The sequence below is a fragment of the Ferdinandcohnia salidurans genome (assembly GCF_042680725.1).
GTDB lineage: Bacteria > Bacillota > Bacilli > Bacillales > Bacillaceae_L > Ferdinandcohnia > Ferdinandcohnia salidurans.
Genome location: NZ_JBHUEK010000020.1, coordinates 59,473 through 74,073, shown reverse-complemented (window position 1 = coordinate 74,073; position 14,601 = coordinate 59,473). Strand labels below are relative to the sequence as shown.

23 protein-coding genes are annotated in these 14,601 nt (G+C 36.6%); 13 read left to right on the top strand and 10 right to left on the bottom strand.

Annotation, left to right across the window (positions count from 1 at the left end; genetic code table 11):
- Window positions 1-42: 42 nt before the first annotated feature.
- The 4 genes from ACFSFW_RS13335 to ACFSFW_RS13320 form a co-directional block, all read right to left on the bottom strand.
- A complete protein-coding gene (locus tag ACFSFW_RS13335) occupies window positions 43-1,167 on the bottom strand; it encodes a TIGR04053 family radical SAM/SPASM domain-containing protein (protein WP_388039001.1) in 1,125 nt (374 codons plus the stop codon).
- Window positions 1,168-1,503: 336 nt separating this feature from the next.
- Window positions 1,504-1,797: a DUF5316 domain-containing protein gene (locus ACFSFW_RS13330; protein ID WP_388038999.1), complete on the bottom strand. Its 294-nt coding sequence runs from the start codon at window positions 1,795-1,797 to the stop codon at window positions 1,504-1,506.
- A 168-nt stretch (window positions 1,798-1,965) separates the two neighbouring features.
- Window positions 1,966-2,571: a molybdenum cofactor guanylyltransferase gene (locus ACFSFW_RS13325; RefSeq protein ID WP_388038998.1), complete on the bottom strand. Its 606-nt coding sequence runs from the start codon at window positions 2,569-2,571 to the stop codon at window positions 1,966-1,968.
- 151 nt (window positions 2,572-2,722) lie between these two features.
- The gene (locus ACFSFW_RS13320) at window positions 2,723-2,953 is read right to left on the bottom strand and encodes a DUF2249 domain-containing protein (protein ID WP_388038996.1); all 231 of its coding nucleotides are present in this window, start codon (window positions 2,951-2,953) and stop codon (window positions 2,723-2,725) included.
- A 206-nt stretch (window positions 2,954-3,159) separates the two neighbouring features.
- Between ACFSFW_RS13320 and ACFSFW_RS13315 the strand changes: the two genes are divergently transcribed.
- From ACFSFW_RS13315 to ACFSFW_RS13285, 7 genes are all read left to right on the top strand, one after another.
- Window positions 3,160-3,297, top strand: a complete 138-nt coding sequence (locus ACFSFW_RS13315) for a hypothetical protein (protein WP_388038994.1) — start codon at window positions 3,160-3,162, stop codon at window positions 3,295-3,297.
- 158 nt (window positions 3,298-3,455) lie between these two features.
- A complete protein-coding gene (locus ACFSFW_RS13310; RefSeq protein WP_304213204.1) occupies window positions 3,456-4,145 on the top strand; it encodes a Crp/Fnr family transcriptional regulator in 690 nt (229 codons plus the stop codon).
- 120 nt (window positions 4,146-4,265) lie between these two features.
- Complete coding sequence (locus tag ACFSFW_RS13305; protein ID WP_304213206.1) at window positions 4,266-4,517, top strand: DUF2249 domain-containing protein; 252 nt, start codon at window positions 4,266-4,268, stop codon at window positions 4,515-4,517.
- Entirely contained in the window at window positions 4,504-4,710 is a 207-nt protein-coding gene (locus ACFSFW_RS13300) for a DUF2249 domain-containing protein (RefSeq protein ID WP_388038992.1), read from the top strand. The genes ACFSFW_RS13305 and ACFSFW_RS13300 overlap by 14 nt, the downstream gene beginning before the upstream one ends.
- 14 nt (window positions 4,711-4,724) lie before the next feature.
- Window positions 4,725-5,966 (top strand): heme-copper oxidase family protein, encoded by a 1,242-nt coding sequence (locus ACFSFW_RS13295; protein WP_388038990.1) that lies wholly within the window; start codon window positions 4,725-4,727, stop codon window positions 5,964-5,966.
- Window positions 5,967-5,981: 15 nt separating this feature from the next.
- Window positions 5,982-6,281, top strand: a complete 300-nt coding sequence (locus tag ACFSFW_RS13290) for a metal-sulfur cluster assembly factor (RefSeq protein WP_099354253.1) — start codon at window positions 5,982-5,984, stop codon at window positions 6,279-6,281.
- Between the two features lie 89 nt (window positions 6,282-6,370).
- On the top strand, window positions 6,371-6,679 hold the full coding sequence (locus ACFSFW_RS13285) for a metal-sulfur cluster assembly factor (protein ID WP_099354254.1): 309 nt from the start codon (window positions 6,371-6,373) through the stop codon (window positions 6,677-6,679).
- A 47-nt stretch (window positions 6,680-6,726) separates the two neighbouring features.
- Here the strand turns inward: ACFSFW_RS13285 and yjfP are convergent, their stop codons facing one another.
- Window positions 6,727-7,494: an esterase gene (gene yjfP / locus ACFSFW_RS13280; RefSeq protein WP_388038988.1), complete on the bottom strand. Its 768-nt coding sequence runs from the start codon at window positions 7,492-7,494 to the stop codon at window positions 6,727-6,729.
- A 153-nt stretch (window positions 7,495-7,647) separates the two neighbouring features.
- On the opposite strand from yjfP, the gene ACFSFW_RS13275 reads away from it, so the two are divergent.
- The 3 genes from ACFSFW_RS13275 (at window position 7,648) to ACFSFW_RS13265 (ending at window position 8,928) form a co-directional block, all read left to right on the top strand.
- Window positions 7,648-8,469 (top strand): Cof-type HAD-IIB family hydrolase, encoded by an 822-nt coding sequence (locus ACFSFW_RS13275; RefSeq protein WP_388038986.1) that lies wholly within the window; start codon window positions 7,648-7,650, stop codon window positions 8,467-8,469.
- A gap of 110 nt (window positions 8,470-8,579) precedes the next feature.
- The gene (locus tag ACFSFW_RS13270; protein ID WP_099354257.1) at window positions 8,580-8,729 is read left to right on the top strand and encodes a competence protein; all 150 of its coding nucleotides are present in this window, start codon (window positions 8,580-8,582) and stop codon (window positions 8,727-8,729) included.
- Between the two features lies 1 nt (window position 8,730).
- On the top strand, window positions 8,731-8,928 hold the full coding sequence (locus ACFSFW_RS13265) for a DUF3813 domain-containing protein (RefSeq protein ID WP_388038984.1): 198 nt from the start codon (window positions 8,731-8,733) through the stop codon (window positions 8,926-8,928).
- A 58-nt stretch (window positions 8,929-8,986) separates the two neighbouring features.
- On the opposite strand, the gene ACFSFW_RS13260 is transcribed toward ACFSFW_RS13265, so the two are convergent.
- Window positions 8,987-9,868, bottom strand: a complete 882-nt coding sequence (locus ACFSFW_RS13260) for a BsuPI-related putative proteinase inhibitor (RefSeq protein ID WP_388038982.1) — start codon at window positions 9,866-9,868, stop codon at window positions 8,987-8,989.
- A 49-nt stretch (window positions 9,869-9,917) separates the two neighbouring features.
- Window positions 9,918-10,760, bottom strand: coding sequence for a YitT family protein (locus tag ACFSFW_RS13255; RefSeq protein WP_099354260.1), 843 nt, complete (start codon window positions 10,758-10,760; stop codon window positions 9,918-9,920).
- A gap of 156 nt (window positions 10,761-10,916) precedes the next feature.
- Here ACFSFW_RS13255 and ACFSFW_RS13250 point away from each other — a divergent pair, with 156 nt between their 5' ends.
- Both ACFSFW_RS13250 and ACFSFW_RS13245 read left to right on the top strand, forming a co-directional pair.
- Window positions 10,917-11,780 (top strand): DegV family protein, encoded by an 864-nt coding sequence (locus ACFSFW_RS13250; RefSeq protein ID WP_099362352.1) that lies wholly within the window; start codon window positions 10,917-10,919, stop codon window positions 11,778-11,780.
- A gap of 65 nt (window positions 11,781-11,845) precedes the next feature.
- Complete coding sequence (locus tag ACFSFW_RS13245) at window positions 11,846-11,977, top strand: DUF3941 domain-containing protein (protein ID WP_099354262.1); 132 nt, start codon at window positions 11,846-11,848, stop codon at window positions 11,975-11,977.
- A gap of 41 nt (window positions 11,978-12,018) precedes the next feature.
- Here ACFSFW_RS13245 and ACFSFW_RS13240 read toward each other — a convergent pair whose 3' ends face one another.
- Window positions 12,019-12,882, bottom strand: coding sequence for a CvfB family protein (locus ACFSFW_RS13240; RefSeq protein ID WP_388038979.1), 864 nt, complete (start codon window positions 12,880-12,882; stop codon window positions 12,019-12,021).
- Between the two features lie 169 nt (window positions 12,883-13,051).
- On the opposite strand from ACFSFW_RS13240, the gene ACFSFW_RS13235 reads away from it, so the two are divergent.
- Window positions 13,052-13,543: a YajQ family cyclic di-GMP-binding protein gene (locus tag ACFSFW_RS13235; protein WP_388038977.1), complete on the top strand. Its 492-nt coding sequence runs from the start codon at window positions 13,052-13,054 to the stop codon at window positions 13,541-13,543.
- Window positions 13,544-13,578: 35 nt separating this feature from the next.
- Here the strand turns inward: ACFSFW_RS13235 and ACFSFW_RS13230 are convergent, their stop codons facing one another.
- Both ACFSFW_RS13230 and ACFSFW_RS13225 read right to left on the bottom strand, forming a co-directional pair.
- The gene (locus tag ACFSFW_RS13230; protein WP_388038975.1) at window positions 13,579-14,019 is read right to left on the bottom strand and encodes a YtoQ family protein; all 441 of its coding nucleotides are present in this window, start codon (window positions 14,017-14,019) and stop codon (window positions 13,579-13,581) included.
- A 47-nt stretch (window positions 14,020-14,066) separates the two neighbouring features.
- Window positions 14,067-14,576 (bottom strand): GNAT family N-acetyltransferase, encoded by a 510-nt coding sequence (locus ACFSFW_RS13225; RefSeq protein ID WP_388038974.1) that lies wholly within the window; start codon window positions 14,574-14,576, stop codon window positions 14,067-14,069.
- Between the last annotated feature and the right edge of the window lie 25 nt (window positions 14,577-14,601).

Sequence of the window (14,601 nt, the reverse complement as noted above, 5' to 3'; positions counted from 1 at the left end):
CCAAAAGAAAAGACCCATGGGCTCCCATGGGTCTTTGATATTTTATTGTACTGTTTTTTCTTTCTTACGAAGTACTTCCGGAATATATACACAGAATGGTTCGCTCTCCATATAATCACCTGTCATGGCATATGCACGAGAACGTGATCCACCACATACATGTCTAAATTCACATACTCCACATTTTCCTTTATATTTATCAGGATTACGCAAATCTTTGAAGATTGGGGATTCACGATAAATTTCAGCAAGTGGGGTCTCACGAACATTTCCTGCTTTTACAGGTAATAATCCACTTGGATACACATCTCCAGTATGAGAAATAAAGACAAATCCATTCCCATCGTTTACACCTTGTGGCGCTCTTCCAAGTCCATCAATTTGCCCCGTTTTCCCTTGCATAAGAGCATCCTTATAGCGGATTTGTTGTTCCGCATCCTTTGTTTCACGCATTTTTGATTGAATAACTACACGGCGATAGTGTTGCGCAGCAGTCGTTTTTATATCAAATTTCACACGTTTACTTAGGTCATACAACCAGCGGAATACTTTTTCATGTTCAACTGGGGAAATCATATCCGTTTCCTTTCCACGACCAGTAGGTACAAGGAAAAAGACGCTCCATAATACACAATCGAGGTCCTCAACTAATTTTGCCATTTCATCTAATGCATGGACATTATATCTTGAAATTACAGTGTTGATCTGAATGGGAATTTCAAGTTCATGTAAATATTTAATGGCTCTCATTGTTAAATCGAATGAACCATTTGTTCCGCGGAAATGGTCATGAATTTCAGCAGTAGGACCATCTAAGCTAAATGCCCAACGAGCTAATCCTACTTCTTTCGCCTTTTGAATGGCTTCTTTTGTTACATTTGGTGTTGCACTTGGTGTCATGGAGACGCGCACACCTTTTTTAATTGCGTATTCGGCAATATCATAGACGTCAGGTCGCATTAATGGGTCCCCACCTGTGAACACAAGCATCGGATTATTCATCTCATATATTTGGTCGATTAGCTTTTTCCCCTCTTCAAAGGAAAGCTCTCTAGGGTCTCTTTTATACTGAGCTTCAGCACGGCAATGTAAACATTTTAATTGGCAAGCCCTTGTAAGCTCCCAAATCACAATAAATGGATCTTCGTTATAGTCTCTTTCAAACATGAGGCAGACCTCCTTTATTAATGTACACATTTTAGCACTATAGAATAGTGAGCAATGTGAGGTACATCACAGAAAACGGAGGTGTTTAAAATTGTTCACAAATATGGAAAAGCGCAAGCGCCTAGAAATTGAACGTCTACTAACTACTGCCACGTCCTGTGACAAACGTAGACGTCAGCACATCGTGTGCAAGTCCGACAAGCATAAGAAAAGCTGGCGAGAAGGATGCCTTTTATCCTTCTTGACTGATTGGCTTATGACCTCGAGGGGCTAGGCGCTGGAGCTAGACATCAAAACTATATGAAAATTGAATTGAAGAAATATTCTTTGAAGAAATTAAATGTAATTGAGGGTTAACACTACAGCTACAAGTAGGTTTGGAGCCCCCAAGAGGAAAAACAAATAGGAATATCGAATTCTTTTTTTGCGGTCTTTTTTGCTTTCGGTGTAATAGTTCGCTCTTGCCCGATCACCACTTATAAAGGTATCAGATACAATTCCTGCAAGCAAAAAGCATATTATACCCAGGGTCCCAGAAATAACTGAATATGTTTCAAATTGACGAGTAGACAAACCAATTATTAGTAGAAGTCCAGAGGTTACTATACCTAAAATTAAGCCTACTCTCAAACATAATACCTCCTTCCAGATAACTCTATATTCTTATTTTATCACATTTTTCTGAAAATTATGAGTGATAGGCTTGAATAATAAAAACAAAAGCCTTTCGTTATTTCAGGTAAAAAAGACGTTGCCACGTCCAATGGCAACGTCTTTTTGACACATATCGTGTGGTCCTCAAATTGGGTTCTGCTTTATTTTTTCATATTCAGTTTTGTTATTGATATTCTCAAATTCCATACCTTGAAGCTGAAGGTCATGATCGGTTATAAATTTAACGTTGCAAGTGTCTAATAACTGGCTCATTTTTAATTTATTTACTTTAAGTAATTGTTCTATTTTATTTGCAACCCTAGCATGATACACGGCATTTAATGGTTGTTGTCTGTCATTGATAATAGGTACGATTGCATCAATACTTTGATCCTTTGTAAAAGAAATAAGCTGCTTTACTAGTTTGTCTGTAACAAAAGGTGTATCACAAGGTAAGATTACATACCAATCTGAGGATGTTTTTTGCATGACTGTGAAAATGCCAGCGAGTGGTCCCCTTCCCTGAAATCCAGGTATATCCTGAATAATGGAAACCGAAGATTCGTTACGAAATTGCTCTTCTAATACAGGATGGCTCACAATATAAAGTTGGTCCACGTTATCTTTTAATGCATCAATTGCATATTCGTAAAAATATTTATTTTGAAATTGGGCAAATGCCTTAGGGCTTCCAAATCTCCTTGATTCCCCACCAGCCAAAAGAACACCTACGATTGTCGTTATTTTCATCATTAAACACCCCTTTGCTTTTTTCTCCATAGTAGCATGATTGGAACAGCCTACCAAACGAAAAATCAAAGTGAACGATAAAAAAAGTGTAGACAAAGTCTTTAAAGACGATGCCTACACTATGTGAGAGATCGGAATCTGTGATTGGTTATTACTTTTTACCGATAGCAACGCGCCATACATCTGGGCCTTGTTCAAGGTATTCCCAAGTAAATGCATCACCGCGCTCCATCATAAACTGATATTGGAGTGGTCTTGGATCATGGTCATTTGATAGCTCCATGATTTCACCTGGTTGTAAACTATCAAAGGTTCTAAATATTGTTGGGTGCTTATCCTTCGGTGCATAATCTGGTGCGTTTACTTTCGCTGCAAATACCATATTAATATTCCTCCTTTTGATTTATGGGTCCATTGTACCCGAGTCTTTTTAGCTCATGTTGTGAAGCTAATCACTATGTACGTATGTTTTTTATCATATGTGCCGAAAACTATGCGATAATTAGATTGAACATGAATATCCCACGTAAACATCTTGTCATTCTTCATGATTGTGGAGTTTAAAAGAAATAACGGGGTGAAGAATATATGAAGGAATTTGTAGAAAAATGTAAGGAATGTGAAAAAGAAATTTATTGTTTAGATGGTTTTATAAATGGTGTTGTATTAGATGATAAAAATGGGATACTTTGCTTTGATTGTGCTGAAGAAAAGCAAGCTAACTAAGCTAGGAGTTTTGCTCCTAGCTTTTTTGTGTCCATTTTTCGAACATTGATTGTCATTCTCACCGACTATGATTTAAATCACTGTCTTAAAAAGTGGAATTGTTACACTAAATGTTGAGTAACCGCATATATAGTTTATTTGAACAAGGAGTGAGACAGATGGGACTACCATCGATTCGTGAACAATTGAAAGGAGTACCCTTGTTTCGGGAACTAACATCAGAAGAACTCGACCCAATTGTAGAAATTTCACAGTCACGATTATATAGACAAAAGATGTTTATCTTTATGCAAGACGATCCACTTGATCGTGTATTTTTCATCCAATCAGGAAAAGTAAAAATTTATAAGTCTGATATGCACGGGAAGGAACAAATTGTTTCCGTATTAGAAGCAGGTGAAATGTTTCCTCATGCTGGCTTTTTTCGAAAAGGCGGATATCCCGCACATGCCGAAGTAATCGAGGATTCAAATATCATCTTCACCCCCATTGATAAGTTTGAAGAGATATTGCTAAAAAACCCAGAGCTTTGCATTAAAATTTTTAAAGTGCTTGGTGAAAAAATCATAGACCTTCAAAAAAGACTAGAAGAACAAATTTTATTAAGCACCCAAGAACAAATCATTATGCTTTTACTTCGTCTTTGTAGGAGTAATGGTGAAAAGACTGGAAATCGCTTTAAACTTACAACTCATTTTACAAATCGAGAACTCGCTAATATGATCGGAACAACACGTGAATCGGTAAGTCGAACGATCTCTGTATTGAAAAAGAAACATATTGTTGACCTGACTACTGATGGTTATTACTTATTAGATCATATGAAATTGCATGATGAAATTTTCTGAGCTAATTCCAGCCTGACGGACAATCCTAAATAAAATTCACATTTGTGATTCATGTCACAACGTTTCTCATTGAAAATGATTATCATTAGGTTATAAACGTTAGATAAGGGGGACTCTCAGATGGAATCAAAAGTAGTAGAAGTAGATGTTAGGGAAGATCTTAAAAATAAAATTGAGCCTTTTCAAAAGATTATGGAAGCCGTTAAACCTTTACAGGATGGGGATACCTTTATTTTACACGCGCCTTTTAAACCGACTCCTTTATTTCCTATTTTAAAGGCAAAAGGATTTTCAAACGTGGCAGAGCAAATTGATAAAAAACATTGGAAGGTTACCTTTACTAAAGAGGTGACAAATAATGATATTAGATAATCGAGGTCTTGAGCCTCCTACACCAATGATGAGAACATTAAAGGCTCTCGAGAAACTAAACAAAGGTGAAACATTGACGATTATTAATGATCGTAGACCCATGTTTCTATATGAACAGCTTGAAGAACTTGGCTACAAGCACATAACAGAACCACATCCTGAAGGCGGCTTTCAAATTGAGATTACAAAATAAGGAGCTGCTTGATAATGATCCCTCAATTATCAAATGAAACAAATATCAGGCTACCGCTTTCATTCATTATTTTTAGTATTGTGGCATTAGTCGCATCCCAAGTCATCCTCCTATTTAATGGACATATGGTGATTGATGGGATATTTAGAACCCCTGCCATCCTATCATCAGCTCATTTACTCATTCTTGGTTGGGCCTTAATGGTTGCGATGGGGGCAATGTATCAGCTTGTACCGGTAGCCTTTTTAACTCCGATTTGGAGTGAAAAATTCGGATTTATTCAATTTTGGATAACAGCAATTGGTTTTGGTGGATTTGGTATTACTCTATCTTTTTCACCTACCATTTCTATTTTTACAGGTTCACTTGCTGTAATTGGAATATTATTATTTCTTGTTCAAATGTTTATGACAATAAAAAAACAGGCAAAGAAAAACATTCTAACGGCATTCGTTGGTAGTGCTCTAATTTGTTTGCTAGTCACTATTTCACTAGGAATTCTATTGATTGTTAATTTAGGAGCTGGCATAGCACACCTAGATCATTTTGCTGTTCTAAAAAGTCATATGCTACTAGGTGTGGCAGGATGGTTTACATTTTTAATTTTCGGCTTTTCCTATAAAATGGTCCCTATGTTTTCGTTAGCACATGGATTTTCGATGAAACTATCAAGTTGGGTCTATACTGTTTACGCCATCGGACTTGTCGTAACCATTTGCAGCTTTATTACTGAAGTGAACTTATTGTTACAAGTTGGGATGGCCTTGCTTTTTGCAGGTTTCGCCTTATTTTCTTACCATATTTCCACTATCATCAAGGTTAGATTAAAGAAAAAGCTTGATAAACCATTTATTTTTTCATTAATTGCCATTTGTTTTGGATTAGTTATTCACTTTTTTGGGATGGTTCTTGCGTTCCTTCCAGGGTATTACGAAATTTATGGGGTACTTGTCTTTCTTTATCTCTTCTTGTGGATTGCGGGTAGCATTCTTGGCTATTTATATAAAATTATTCCTTTTCTTTGGTGGACACATAAATATAGCAAACTGATTGGTAAAAGTGATGTACCTACTTTAAAACAAATGATTGATGAAAAAATGGCAATTCCCATTTTTACAGGTTTCGTTACTGGATGTGTTGTCGTAATTTTAGCCATTGCAACTAGACAATTGCTTATCTTTTCGATTGGCCAAAGTATTGTTGTCGCTTCAACTTTCTTTTTCAGTTACAGCATTATTAAGGTGCTATTTAAATAAAAGGGGAGAAACACAATGGAATTAAAAGAGAAAATTCTTGAGCAGTTAAAACAAGTGATTGATCCTGAATTAAATATTAATGTTGTTGATTTAGGACTTATATATGAAATTAATATTAAAGAAAATAATAATGTATATATTGAAATGACGCTAACTACTCCTGGTTGCCCACTACATGATAGTATTACCAGTGGAGTGAAGCATGCAGTTGCCTACCTTGAAGAAGTAAATGATATTGAGGTTTTAATGGTATGGCATCCTGCTTGGTCTCCTGAACGCATGTCTGAAGCTGCCATGAAGCAACTCAGAGGTTAACTTTATTCAGCAAAATGCAGAGGATTTCACATTCTTAGTTTGTTTCGTTATACTTTAAATAAGCTATTTCTCGAAAGGAGAGGTTTTAAATGGATGAAGCTTTAAAGGAAAATATGTTGGGGGCACTTGAACAAGTTGTTGACCCTGAATTAGGTATTGATATTGTTAATCTAGGTCTTGTCTATGATGTGGATATGAATGATGAGGGTGTCGCTCAAGTTTCGATGACATTAACATCAATGGGATGCCCACTTGCTGGAACGATTGCAATGGACGTAAAACGTGTTCTTACTGAATTACCTGAAGTAAAAGACGTAGATGTTAACATCGTTTGGAATCCACCTTGGAACAAAGATATGATGAGCCGTTACGCAAAAATCGCTCTTGGAATTAGATAAAATAAATGGAAAAAGAACGTGTCGACTATGACACGTTCTTTTTCTTTTTATAGGTGCTTTTTAAACCATTCAACTGATGCAAGTAGTCCTTCTCTTGTCACTTTATGATCTGCTCGTGTGTCAGCAATAAAAGATAGATTCTCCTCTTTCCCCTTGTACAGTGGTTTAATTTCTTGGTAAAATTCATACGTGTATTTGAAAGGAACCATCCTGTCTTTTTCCCCATGCCAGAAAAACAATGGTCTTCCGTTCACTTTCTCAGGTTGCATGCTTAAATCATATCTCCGTAATTCTGCATACTTTTCTTCCAACTCAGCATCTGAGAAAGGAAGTTCAATGTCATGTCGCTTCAATTCCTCAATTTGCCCCCGACAGAACTCCTCATAATATGGACTTCCCATTAAACTTACTGCAGCCTTAATCCAAGGGTATTGGGTCAATGCCCCTAAAGTCACGATACCTCCCATTGAAGTTCCTGCCACACCGATTCTTGCCTCATCAATTTGGCCTTGGTTTTGTAGTTCGTCCTTAATAATTTGAAGTTCTTTAATTTCATTGACGACAATATCCCAAAACCTAAAATCCATTTCATGATCATCTATGCCCTTATCTCTTTCACCATGATAGTCTGCTTCAGGCAATACTACACGAAACCCTTGTTCTGCATATAGATAGGCATAGTGTAAATTATGTTCTTTCGCACTACCAAATCCATGAACAAAGAGGATCAACGGCAACGCTTCATCTTTTAACTGATTTTTAACAATATGTAATGCTGGTATTTCTGCATATTTCTTATTTTCAATAATAATCATCTTTTGTATGTACTCCTTTTATGAAAACTTTTGCCATCCTCTAGTGTATCATTTGTTGGAAGTTTATTGAAAAATATTGACTTTTCAATTGACGATTATTTTAATATCTGTTTAAGTTAAGGAAAAAGATAATAGGTTCACAAGGAGATTGATATGACTAAACAACACTTAATTGCACTTGACCTTGACGGTACACTACTAAAAGATGATAAAACGATCTCAAAAAGAACAAAAGACACGATAGAAAAAGCAAAAAAAGCCGGCCATATGGTGATGATTGCAACAGGAAGACCTTTCCGTTCGAGCTCAATGTATTATCAAGAACTTAGTCTTTCAACACCAATCGTTAACTTTAATGGAGCCTTCGTCCATCATCCACTTGATCAAAAATGGGGAGTGTATCATGATACACTCGATTTAAAAACGGTAAAAGAAATTGTTAATGTTGCTGATGAGCTCCGTGTAAAAAATATTTTAGCGGAAGTAATAGATGATGTTTATTTTCATTTTCACGATGAATCGATGTTAGATATTTTTGGAATGGGGAAACCAAATATTGAAACAGGTGATTTACGAAAAATTTTAAAACGTGATCCAACTTCATTATTAATTCACCCTGATGAAGAAATTGCAGATAAAATCCGAAAGTATCTTTCCGACATGCATGCTGAAGTAGTCGATCACCGCAAATGGGCAGCCCCTTGGCATGTGATTGAAATTGTTAAATCAGGATTAAATAAAGCTGTTGGTATTCAAAAGGTTGCTGACTATTATCAGATTCCAAAAGACAGAATTATTGCTTTTGGAGATGAAGACAATGATTTGGAAATGATTGAATACGCGGGTCACGGTATTGCCATGGGTAACGGGATTGACGAGCTAAAGAGTATTGCTAACCATGTAACAATGACTAATGAAGAAGACGGAATTGCTCTTTATTTAGAGGATGTTCTAAAATTGGAGAAAATTAAGTAGGCTGGTTTCAGAAATAATTACCTGATATAACCCAAACGTAAAACTCAAACAATATAACTAGTGCTACAAATAAGCACTTCTTTTAAAGCTGTTAAAGGGGGAATTTACGGATGGGTAGTAATAAATCAAAACGATTTGTTCATCAGGGTGCAGATGCTGTTCAACAACATGCTCAGCGCTTTCCTTACCGTTCCACTCTAGCTGAAGCAGAAGCAAAGAAAAAAGCGAATGTCGAAAACTCATCACTTGGAGGAATTTAATATGGGAAACCGTTTATTCCAAAAGGCTCGTGAAACCGTAGAAGTTGCGAAATTAGTGAGTGCGGGCCAAAGTGATACATCCTTACAGGATGCCGTTTCGGTTGCTAAAAATGCACTTTCTTCTGCATATGCTAACTCTACAACAGCCGAAAAAGAACAACTCCGCGAATTGCAAAATGAATTAGACCAACTTCAATAACCTTTGGCTAATTCAAGAGAAAAAATAGGGTCAGACTCAACGTCTGACCCTTCCCCTTTTATTGGAATTGTTGAAGTTTTGCATGATAAAGATTTGTGATCGAACCGTCTTTTGCACTTCTTTCGTATAAATGAAGAATTAATGCTCCATTTGTCGGAATTTTATCTTTAGGAATCGAAATGTTAATTTCAAATGGTGCCCATGCTGGTGCACCCTCTGATGCCGTTTGAAGTGTTTCAGGAATTACATAATCATGCCCATCCTCTACCGCATAGAAGAAGGTTGCTTCAAATACTCTTACTTCCCCAGTTACCGTATATTCACCATTTTCACCTAGTACTTGAACATTACGAAATGCTGTATTTCCTTCTTCAGGAATTGTAAAACTCTCTTCTGCCTGTAATACATTGTTTTCAATTTTTTGTCCATTAACTTCTGACGCTGTTATGAAAATATGTGCTTTGTATTCTCCAGGAGCAAGCCTCGTTCCATCATTTGATGTATAATCCCATGGCTCTTCCCAAACCTTTTCTTGACCAGGCTTTAATTCCATTTCCTCTATTGACTGGATAAACATTTTATCGATTGAATAGCGGTAAACTTCCTTTCCATCTGCATCCTTCACAATAATTTCATATTTTTGACCAGATGGTATCGTCAGTTTTACTGGATTGTCGCTTGTGTTTTTAATTGTAATAGTAAAGGTTGCTTCGTTTTCCCCTGTTTTAATTGAAAGGTCAGTTTGAAGTTTTTCAACCACGTTCTCTTCACCTCCAGGTTCTTCACTTTCTTGTGTTGGTGGTGTTTCTTTTTCTGTATCTACTTCTTCACCACCACCTGAATTTACTGGAAGTGCCTCTTCGGTTTTAGTTGAGCCACATCCTGTGATGATAAATAGACTCATTACAAATACTAAAGTCACTAGAAGCCATTTTCTCATGTTTGTCACCCCTTTACTCTATTTGTCGAAGTCTCCTACTAAAAAGTTACTACTCTTTGCGAAATAATCCATAAACGCCAATTGTTTGTACAATGTTTGTAAATGCATGAGGGTCAACTTCTTTTATGATACGCTCTAAATCATATAATTCATATCTTGTTAAAACAATCATTAACATATCCTTTGTCTCACTTGAAAATGCTCCCTTGGCAGGAATCAACGTAATTCCTCTCACTAAATTTGAATGAATTGCACTTTTCAATTCATCCGCTTTCTTCGTAACAATCATCGCTGTAACCTTTACATGACTTGTATGTACTGTATCAATAACCTTAGTTAACACATACAAAGCAACGAGAGTATATAATGCCTTTTCCCAACCAAATAAGAATCCTGCAGTAATAATGATTAGCCCGTTAAGTGTAAAAATATAGGTACCAATTGGTTTATCTTTTGACCTTGATAATACAAGCGCTATAATATCAAGACCACCAGTAGATGCTCCCCACTTTAAGGTAAGACCGATTCCAATTGCTTGTATGACGGCACCAAATACAGCATTTAGCAAAATATCATTGGAGATACGTTCAAGTGGGATAATCGCCAAGAATAACGTTGTCAGTGCAACTGAAATAAAGCTATAAAGGGTAAATGACTTACCTACCTTTTTCCATCCCAAAATCGCAACGGGTATGTTTAATAACAGTAGTATTACACCTGTTGAAATATGAATTGGCGTGTAATCACCAAGGATCCTAAATAAAAGCTGTGACACACCGGTAAAGCCAGAAGAATAAACATCAGCTGGTATTAAAAAAAGATTTAGGGCCGCAGCATTTAGTAGTGCACCAAAAGTCACAATCAATATTTTTTTCACTTCTCTATTCACCATTCAACTAGTCCTCCTGGAACAACATTCTTCAATCCTAGTAGTAAATTAGTGTCATACAAAATTTTCCCTCAATTGTTGTATTTTTATCCAATACTCGCTACACTTACGATAGGCAAGTTTGTTTCAAATTTGACCAAAGAAAAGAAGGTGAGACTTTTGACCGTTAGAATTCTTACTGATAGCGGTAGTGACCTACCACTTCAATTTTTTAAAGAAAATAATGTTACATTATTCTCCTTAGGAGTTCATCTAGATGGGCAAGATTACGAAGATATTGCAACGATTAACCCTGTAAAAGTATTTGAAGCGATGCGAAATGGAAGTGCTCCAAAAACATCCCAAGTTCCTCCACACCGTTTTAAAGAGGTTTTTACTGAAATTGCAAAAGAAAAACAATCTGCTGTCTATATTTCTTTTTCATCACAATTGTCAGGAACCTATCAAACAGCAGTGATGATGAGCGAGGAAGTAAGAGAAGAGTACCCAGACCTTGACTTAACAATTGTGGACACAAAATGTGCATCCCTTGGCCAGGGTCTTGTTGTTAAAGCTGCTGCTGAGCTTGCTAGCAAAGGTGCTTCAAAGGATGAAGTTGTGAACCTTGCGAAATTTTACAGTACTCATATGGAGCATCTTTTCACTGTGGACGACCTCGAATATTTAGCACGTGGTGGAAGAATTAGTAAAGCCTCCGCTTTTGTTGGCGGACTCTTAAACATAAAGCCACTTTTAAATGTTGAAGATGGAAAGCTTATTCCACTTGAAAAAATTCGTGGTAAAAAGAAAGTGTATAAGCGAATCGTTGAGTTGATGGAAGAGCGGGGGACTGATTTATCAAAGCAAACGATTGGAATTAGTCACGGAGATGTAGAAAATGAGGCACTTGAGGTAAAGAAATTATTTGAAGAAAAATTCGGATGTAACTCCTTCTTCATTAATGTAATCGGTGCTGCGATTGGTTCTCATGCTGGTCCAGGAACGATTGCAATTTTCTTCTTAGACGAATTGCCGAATAGCTGATCTTACATAGTTTGAAAAACGACTGGATATCCTAAATTTGAACGGGATTGAAGGGAGTGTAATTTATGCCAAAAACAAGTGACAATGATAAAAAAGCAAAAGATAACAATGCATTACGCCATGAAAAGAATATGATGAGAGAAAAGAATCGTCAGGCAGGCAAACATCAATATTCAAAGAAAACAGATCATCTATAAAATGAAACGAAACGCATCGGTAACACCCGATGCGTTTTACTTTACTCTTCTTTTTTAAAGTATGTCCAACCATCCTCTTGGTATACTTTTCCTTCTTTCATTAGCTTTCCAATTGCTCGTTTAAACGCTGCTTTACTCATGTCAAATCTGGCTGAAATATCTTCCGGAGAGCTTTTATCCCAATATGGCATAGCCCCACCACGGCTTTCCATATACTGATAAACTTTCCCAGCATCGTCTCCCATTATTTCATGATTGCGGCCCATTAGCGACACATTTACAGTCCCATCTTCCTTTACATCTATAATTCGCCCTTGCACCTTTTCTCCGACTCTTGGTTCCCTTGTTCTTTGAGATTCGTGAATAAAGCCAAGGAACCCTTCCTCTGAAATCATAAAAGAGCCAACCATTAATAATCGGTACACAGTTCCAGTTATGTTTTTATTAAAATCTTTTCTTGTAGCTGGTTTTGAAATAGAACGAATGACATCTTCAGTTGCAAGCTTTCCAAAAAGTCGTCCGTTTTTATCTGTTCGCAATGAAATATATAATTGGTCGCCTGGCTCTGGCCAGAGATCCCACACCTCATGCAAATCATCCTTTGAGACTAATATATCCTTGCTAATCCCAATATCAACAAAAGCGCCCAATTCACGTTTGACTTCAACTACACTGGCCCAATCATAGGAACCGATTTGAATAGTCGGTATTGTCATAGAGGCTGCTAGTCTTCCTTGATGATCTTGAAAAAGAAAAACAGTTACGTCCTCTTCCGGATCGAATCCGTCTATAATTTCATTTTCATGTAGTAGCACATCTTCTTCACCGTTTGTTAAAAAATAGCCAAACGGAGCGTCTCTATCTACACGTAAAGTTACAACCGTACCCGGTATTAATTCATTCATTTATTAAAGCCCTCTTTCTCATGTACTTAGCTTATCTGCTATTGCTATTGTCTTACATAGTATAGACGTTTACGACCATCATTTACTAGTATTGTTTTGGAAAAAGTTGTCCTAATTGCTAAGATTGACTATAATCAAGGGAAATAAACTATTTTTTTGGAGGTTGGCAATGGCAAAGGAAAGCTCATTCGATATTGTGTCAAAGGTAGATTTACCTGAAGTAACAAATGCAATTAGTATTGCAAAAAAAGAGATTCAAACTCGGTATGATTTCAAAGGTAGTAAAAGTGACATCACGCTTGATAAGGAAGAACTTGTTTTAGTATCTGATGACGAGTACAAATTGGATCAACTGAAGGATGTCCTGATCAGTAAAATGATTAAGCGTGGGGTTCCCACTCGTAATATTGATTATGGAAAAATTGAAAATGCATCTGGTGGAACCGTACGTCAACGTGCGAAACTGATTCAAGGCATTGACAAGGAGAACGCGAAGAAGATTAACACCATTATTAAAAACAGCGGCCTAAAAGTAAAGAGCCAGGTTCAAGATGATCAAGTTCGTGTAACTGGAAAAAACAGAGATGATCTTCAACAGATTATCAACGCCATCCGTGAAGCCGATTTACCGATTGATGTGCAGTTTATAAACTACAGATAATAAAAATGCAGCGGACTAAAACCCGCTGCATTTTTTTATTCAAATATGTAAGTTAACACTTCTAGTGCTTGATCAACCGTTTCGACAGTGACGTTGGCTTTATTTGATAATTCCTTTAAAGGATGAATCAGTGATGGTGGTCTAACAATAATGGTCGGTTTATTCATCGTAATCGCTGCACTCGCATCCATGGCTGTATTCCATTGTTTGTACTTTTCCCCGAATAAAGCAATGACCACATCAGATTTTTGCATTAATACTTGTGTTCTGAAATTATTAATGGCTGATGCTGCATCATCCTTGTAATAACTACCAGGTTGTTCTCCCAAAATTTGTACTCCAATATCATCAGACTTATCATGGTCTGTTTGTGGCCCAACAAATGTTAACGGAAGATTTTTTGATTTCGCTTTATCCTTAATTTCCTCTCGCCAATTGTCATGAATTTGCCCAGCTAAATATACTGTCAGTTCCATGTTTTCTCCTCCTATTACCTTTTCTTAATCTTATCATACATCCATGGTTATTTTACAAATTTATACATTATGATTTCATCTTCATAATGTGTATCACTAAATTTAACAAACTTAACTTTTCGCCCTTCCTCTTGGAAGCCAAATTTTTTATATAGATGGATTGCTCTATGATTATGTGAAAACACCTCGAGACATACCTTTTCAAGTCCAGGCACTTCATGTGCCCAATCAAGGAGATAACTCATTAGGTTGCTGCCAATACCCTGATTACAATACGATTCTTGAATACTTATCCCAAAGTAACCTAGATGAGAAAGGCGCTTCCGTTTCGATGTCTTAAAATTTAAATTGCCAACAATTTTCCCATCTTTTTCGGCTACAATGATTAAATTCCCTGGCTTTGAATGTTCCTCAATCCATTTCTCCTCATCCTCCATACTTGTGTTAAATTCTTCAGGTGACGTCAGCATGTATGTGGATTCATTAAGAACGATTTTTGTATGTTCAATTAACTGTAATGCATCCTCTTTTCTAGCAGGCCTAATATTAAATCCCATAAAACCCTCCATCTCGAATTAGTAT

What these genes read in the sequence shown, in the direction of transcription:
- ACFSFW_RS13335 (WP_388039001.1), bottom strand. Translation starts at nt 1,167, where the DNA reads ATGTTTGAAAGAGACTATAACGAAGATCCATTTATTGTGATTTGGGAG.
- ACFSFW_RS13325 (WP_388038998.1), bottom strand. Translation starts at nt 2,571, where the DNA reads ATGAAAATAACGACAATCGTAGGTGTTCTTTTGGCTGGTGGGGAATCA.
- ACFSFW_RS13320 (WP_388038996.1), bottom strand. Translation starts at nt 2,953, where the DNA reads ATGGTATTTGCAGCGAAAGTAAACGCACCAGATTATGCACCGAAGGAT.
- ACFSFW_RS13315 (WP_388038994.1), top strand. Translation starts at nt 3,160, where the DNA reads ATGAAGGAATTTGTAGAAAAATGTAAGGAATGTGAAAAAGAAATTTAT.
- ACFSFW_RS13310 (WP_304213204.1), top strand. Translation starts at nt 3,456, where the DNA reads ATGGGACTACCATCGATTCGTGAACAATTGAAAGGAGTACCCTTGTTT.
- ACFSFW_RS13305 (WP_304213206.1), top strand. Translation starts at nt 4,266, where the DNA reads ATGGAATCAAAAGTAGTAGAAGTAGATGTTAGGGAAGATCTTAAAAAT.
- ACFSFW_RS13300 (WP_388038992.1), top strand. Translation starts at nt 4,504, where the DNA reads ATGATATTAGATAATCGAGGTCTTGAGCCTCCTACACCAATGATGAGA.
- ACFSFW_RS13295 (WP_388038990.1), top strand. Translation starts at nt 4,725, where the DNA reads ATGATCCCTCAATTATCAAATGAAACAAATATCAGGCTACCGCTTTCA.
- ACFSFW_RS13290 (WP_099354253.1), top strand. Translation starts at nt 5,982, where the DNA reads ATGGAATTAAAAGAGAAAATTCTTGAGCAGTTAAAACAAGTGATTGAT.
- ACFSFW_RS13285 (WP_099354254.1), top strand. Translation starts at nt 6,371, where the DNA reads ATGGATGAAGCTTTAAAGGAAAATATGTTGGGGGCACTTGAACAAGTT.
- yjfP (WP_388038988.1), bottom strand. Translation starts at nt 7,494, where the DNA reads ATGATTATTATTGAAAATAAGAAATATGCAGAAATACCAGCATTACAT.
- ACFSFW_RS13275 (WP_388038986.1), top strand. Translation starts at nt 7,648, where the DNA reads ATGACTAAACAACACTTAATTGCACTTGACCTTGACGGTACACTACTA.
- ACFSFW_RS13270 (WP_099354257.1), top strand. Translation starts at nt 8,580, where the DNA reads ATGGGTAGTAATAAATCAAAACGATTTGTTCATCAGGGTGCAGATGCT.
- ACFSFW_RS13265 (WP_388038984.1), top strand. Translation starts at nt 8,731, where the DNA reads ATGGGAAACCGTTTATTCCAAAAGGCTCGTGAAACCGTAGAAGTTGCG.
- ACFSFW_RS13260 (WP_388038982.1), bottom strand. Translation starts at nt 9,868, where the DNA reads ATGAGAAAATGGCTTCTAGTGACTTTAGTATTTGTAATGAGTCTATTT.
- ACFSFW_RS13255 (WP_099354260.1), bottom strand. Translation starts at nt 10,760, where the DNA reads ATGGTGAATAGAGAAGTGAAAAAAATATTGATTGTGACTTTTGGTGCA.
- ACFSFW_RS13245 (WP_099354262.1), top strand. Translation starts at nt 11,846, where the DNA reads ATGCCAAAAACAAGTGACAATGATAAAAAAGCAAAAGATAACAATGCA.
- ACFSFW_RS13240 (WP_388038979.1), bottom strand. Translation starts at nt 12,882, where the DNA reads ATGAATGAATTAATACCGGGTACGGTTGTAACTTTACGTGTAGATAGA.
- ACFSFW_RS13235 (WP_388038977.1), top strand. Translation starts at nt 13,052, where the DNA reads ATGGCAAAGGAAAGCTCATTCGATATTGTGTCAAAGGTAGATTTACCT.
- ACFSFW_RS13230 (WP_388038975.1), bottom strand. Translation starts at nt 14,019, where the DNA reads ATGGAACTGACAGTATATTTAGCTGGGCAAATTCATGACAATTGGCGA.
- ACFSFW_RS13225 (WP_388038974.1), bottom strand. Translation starts at nt 14,576, where the DNA reads ATGGGATTTAATATTAGGCCTGCTAGAAAAGAGGATGCATTACAGTTA.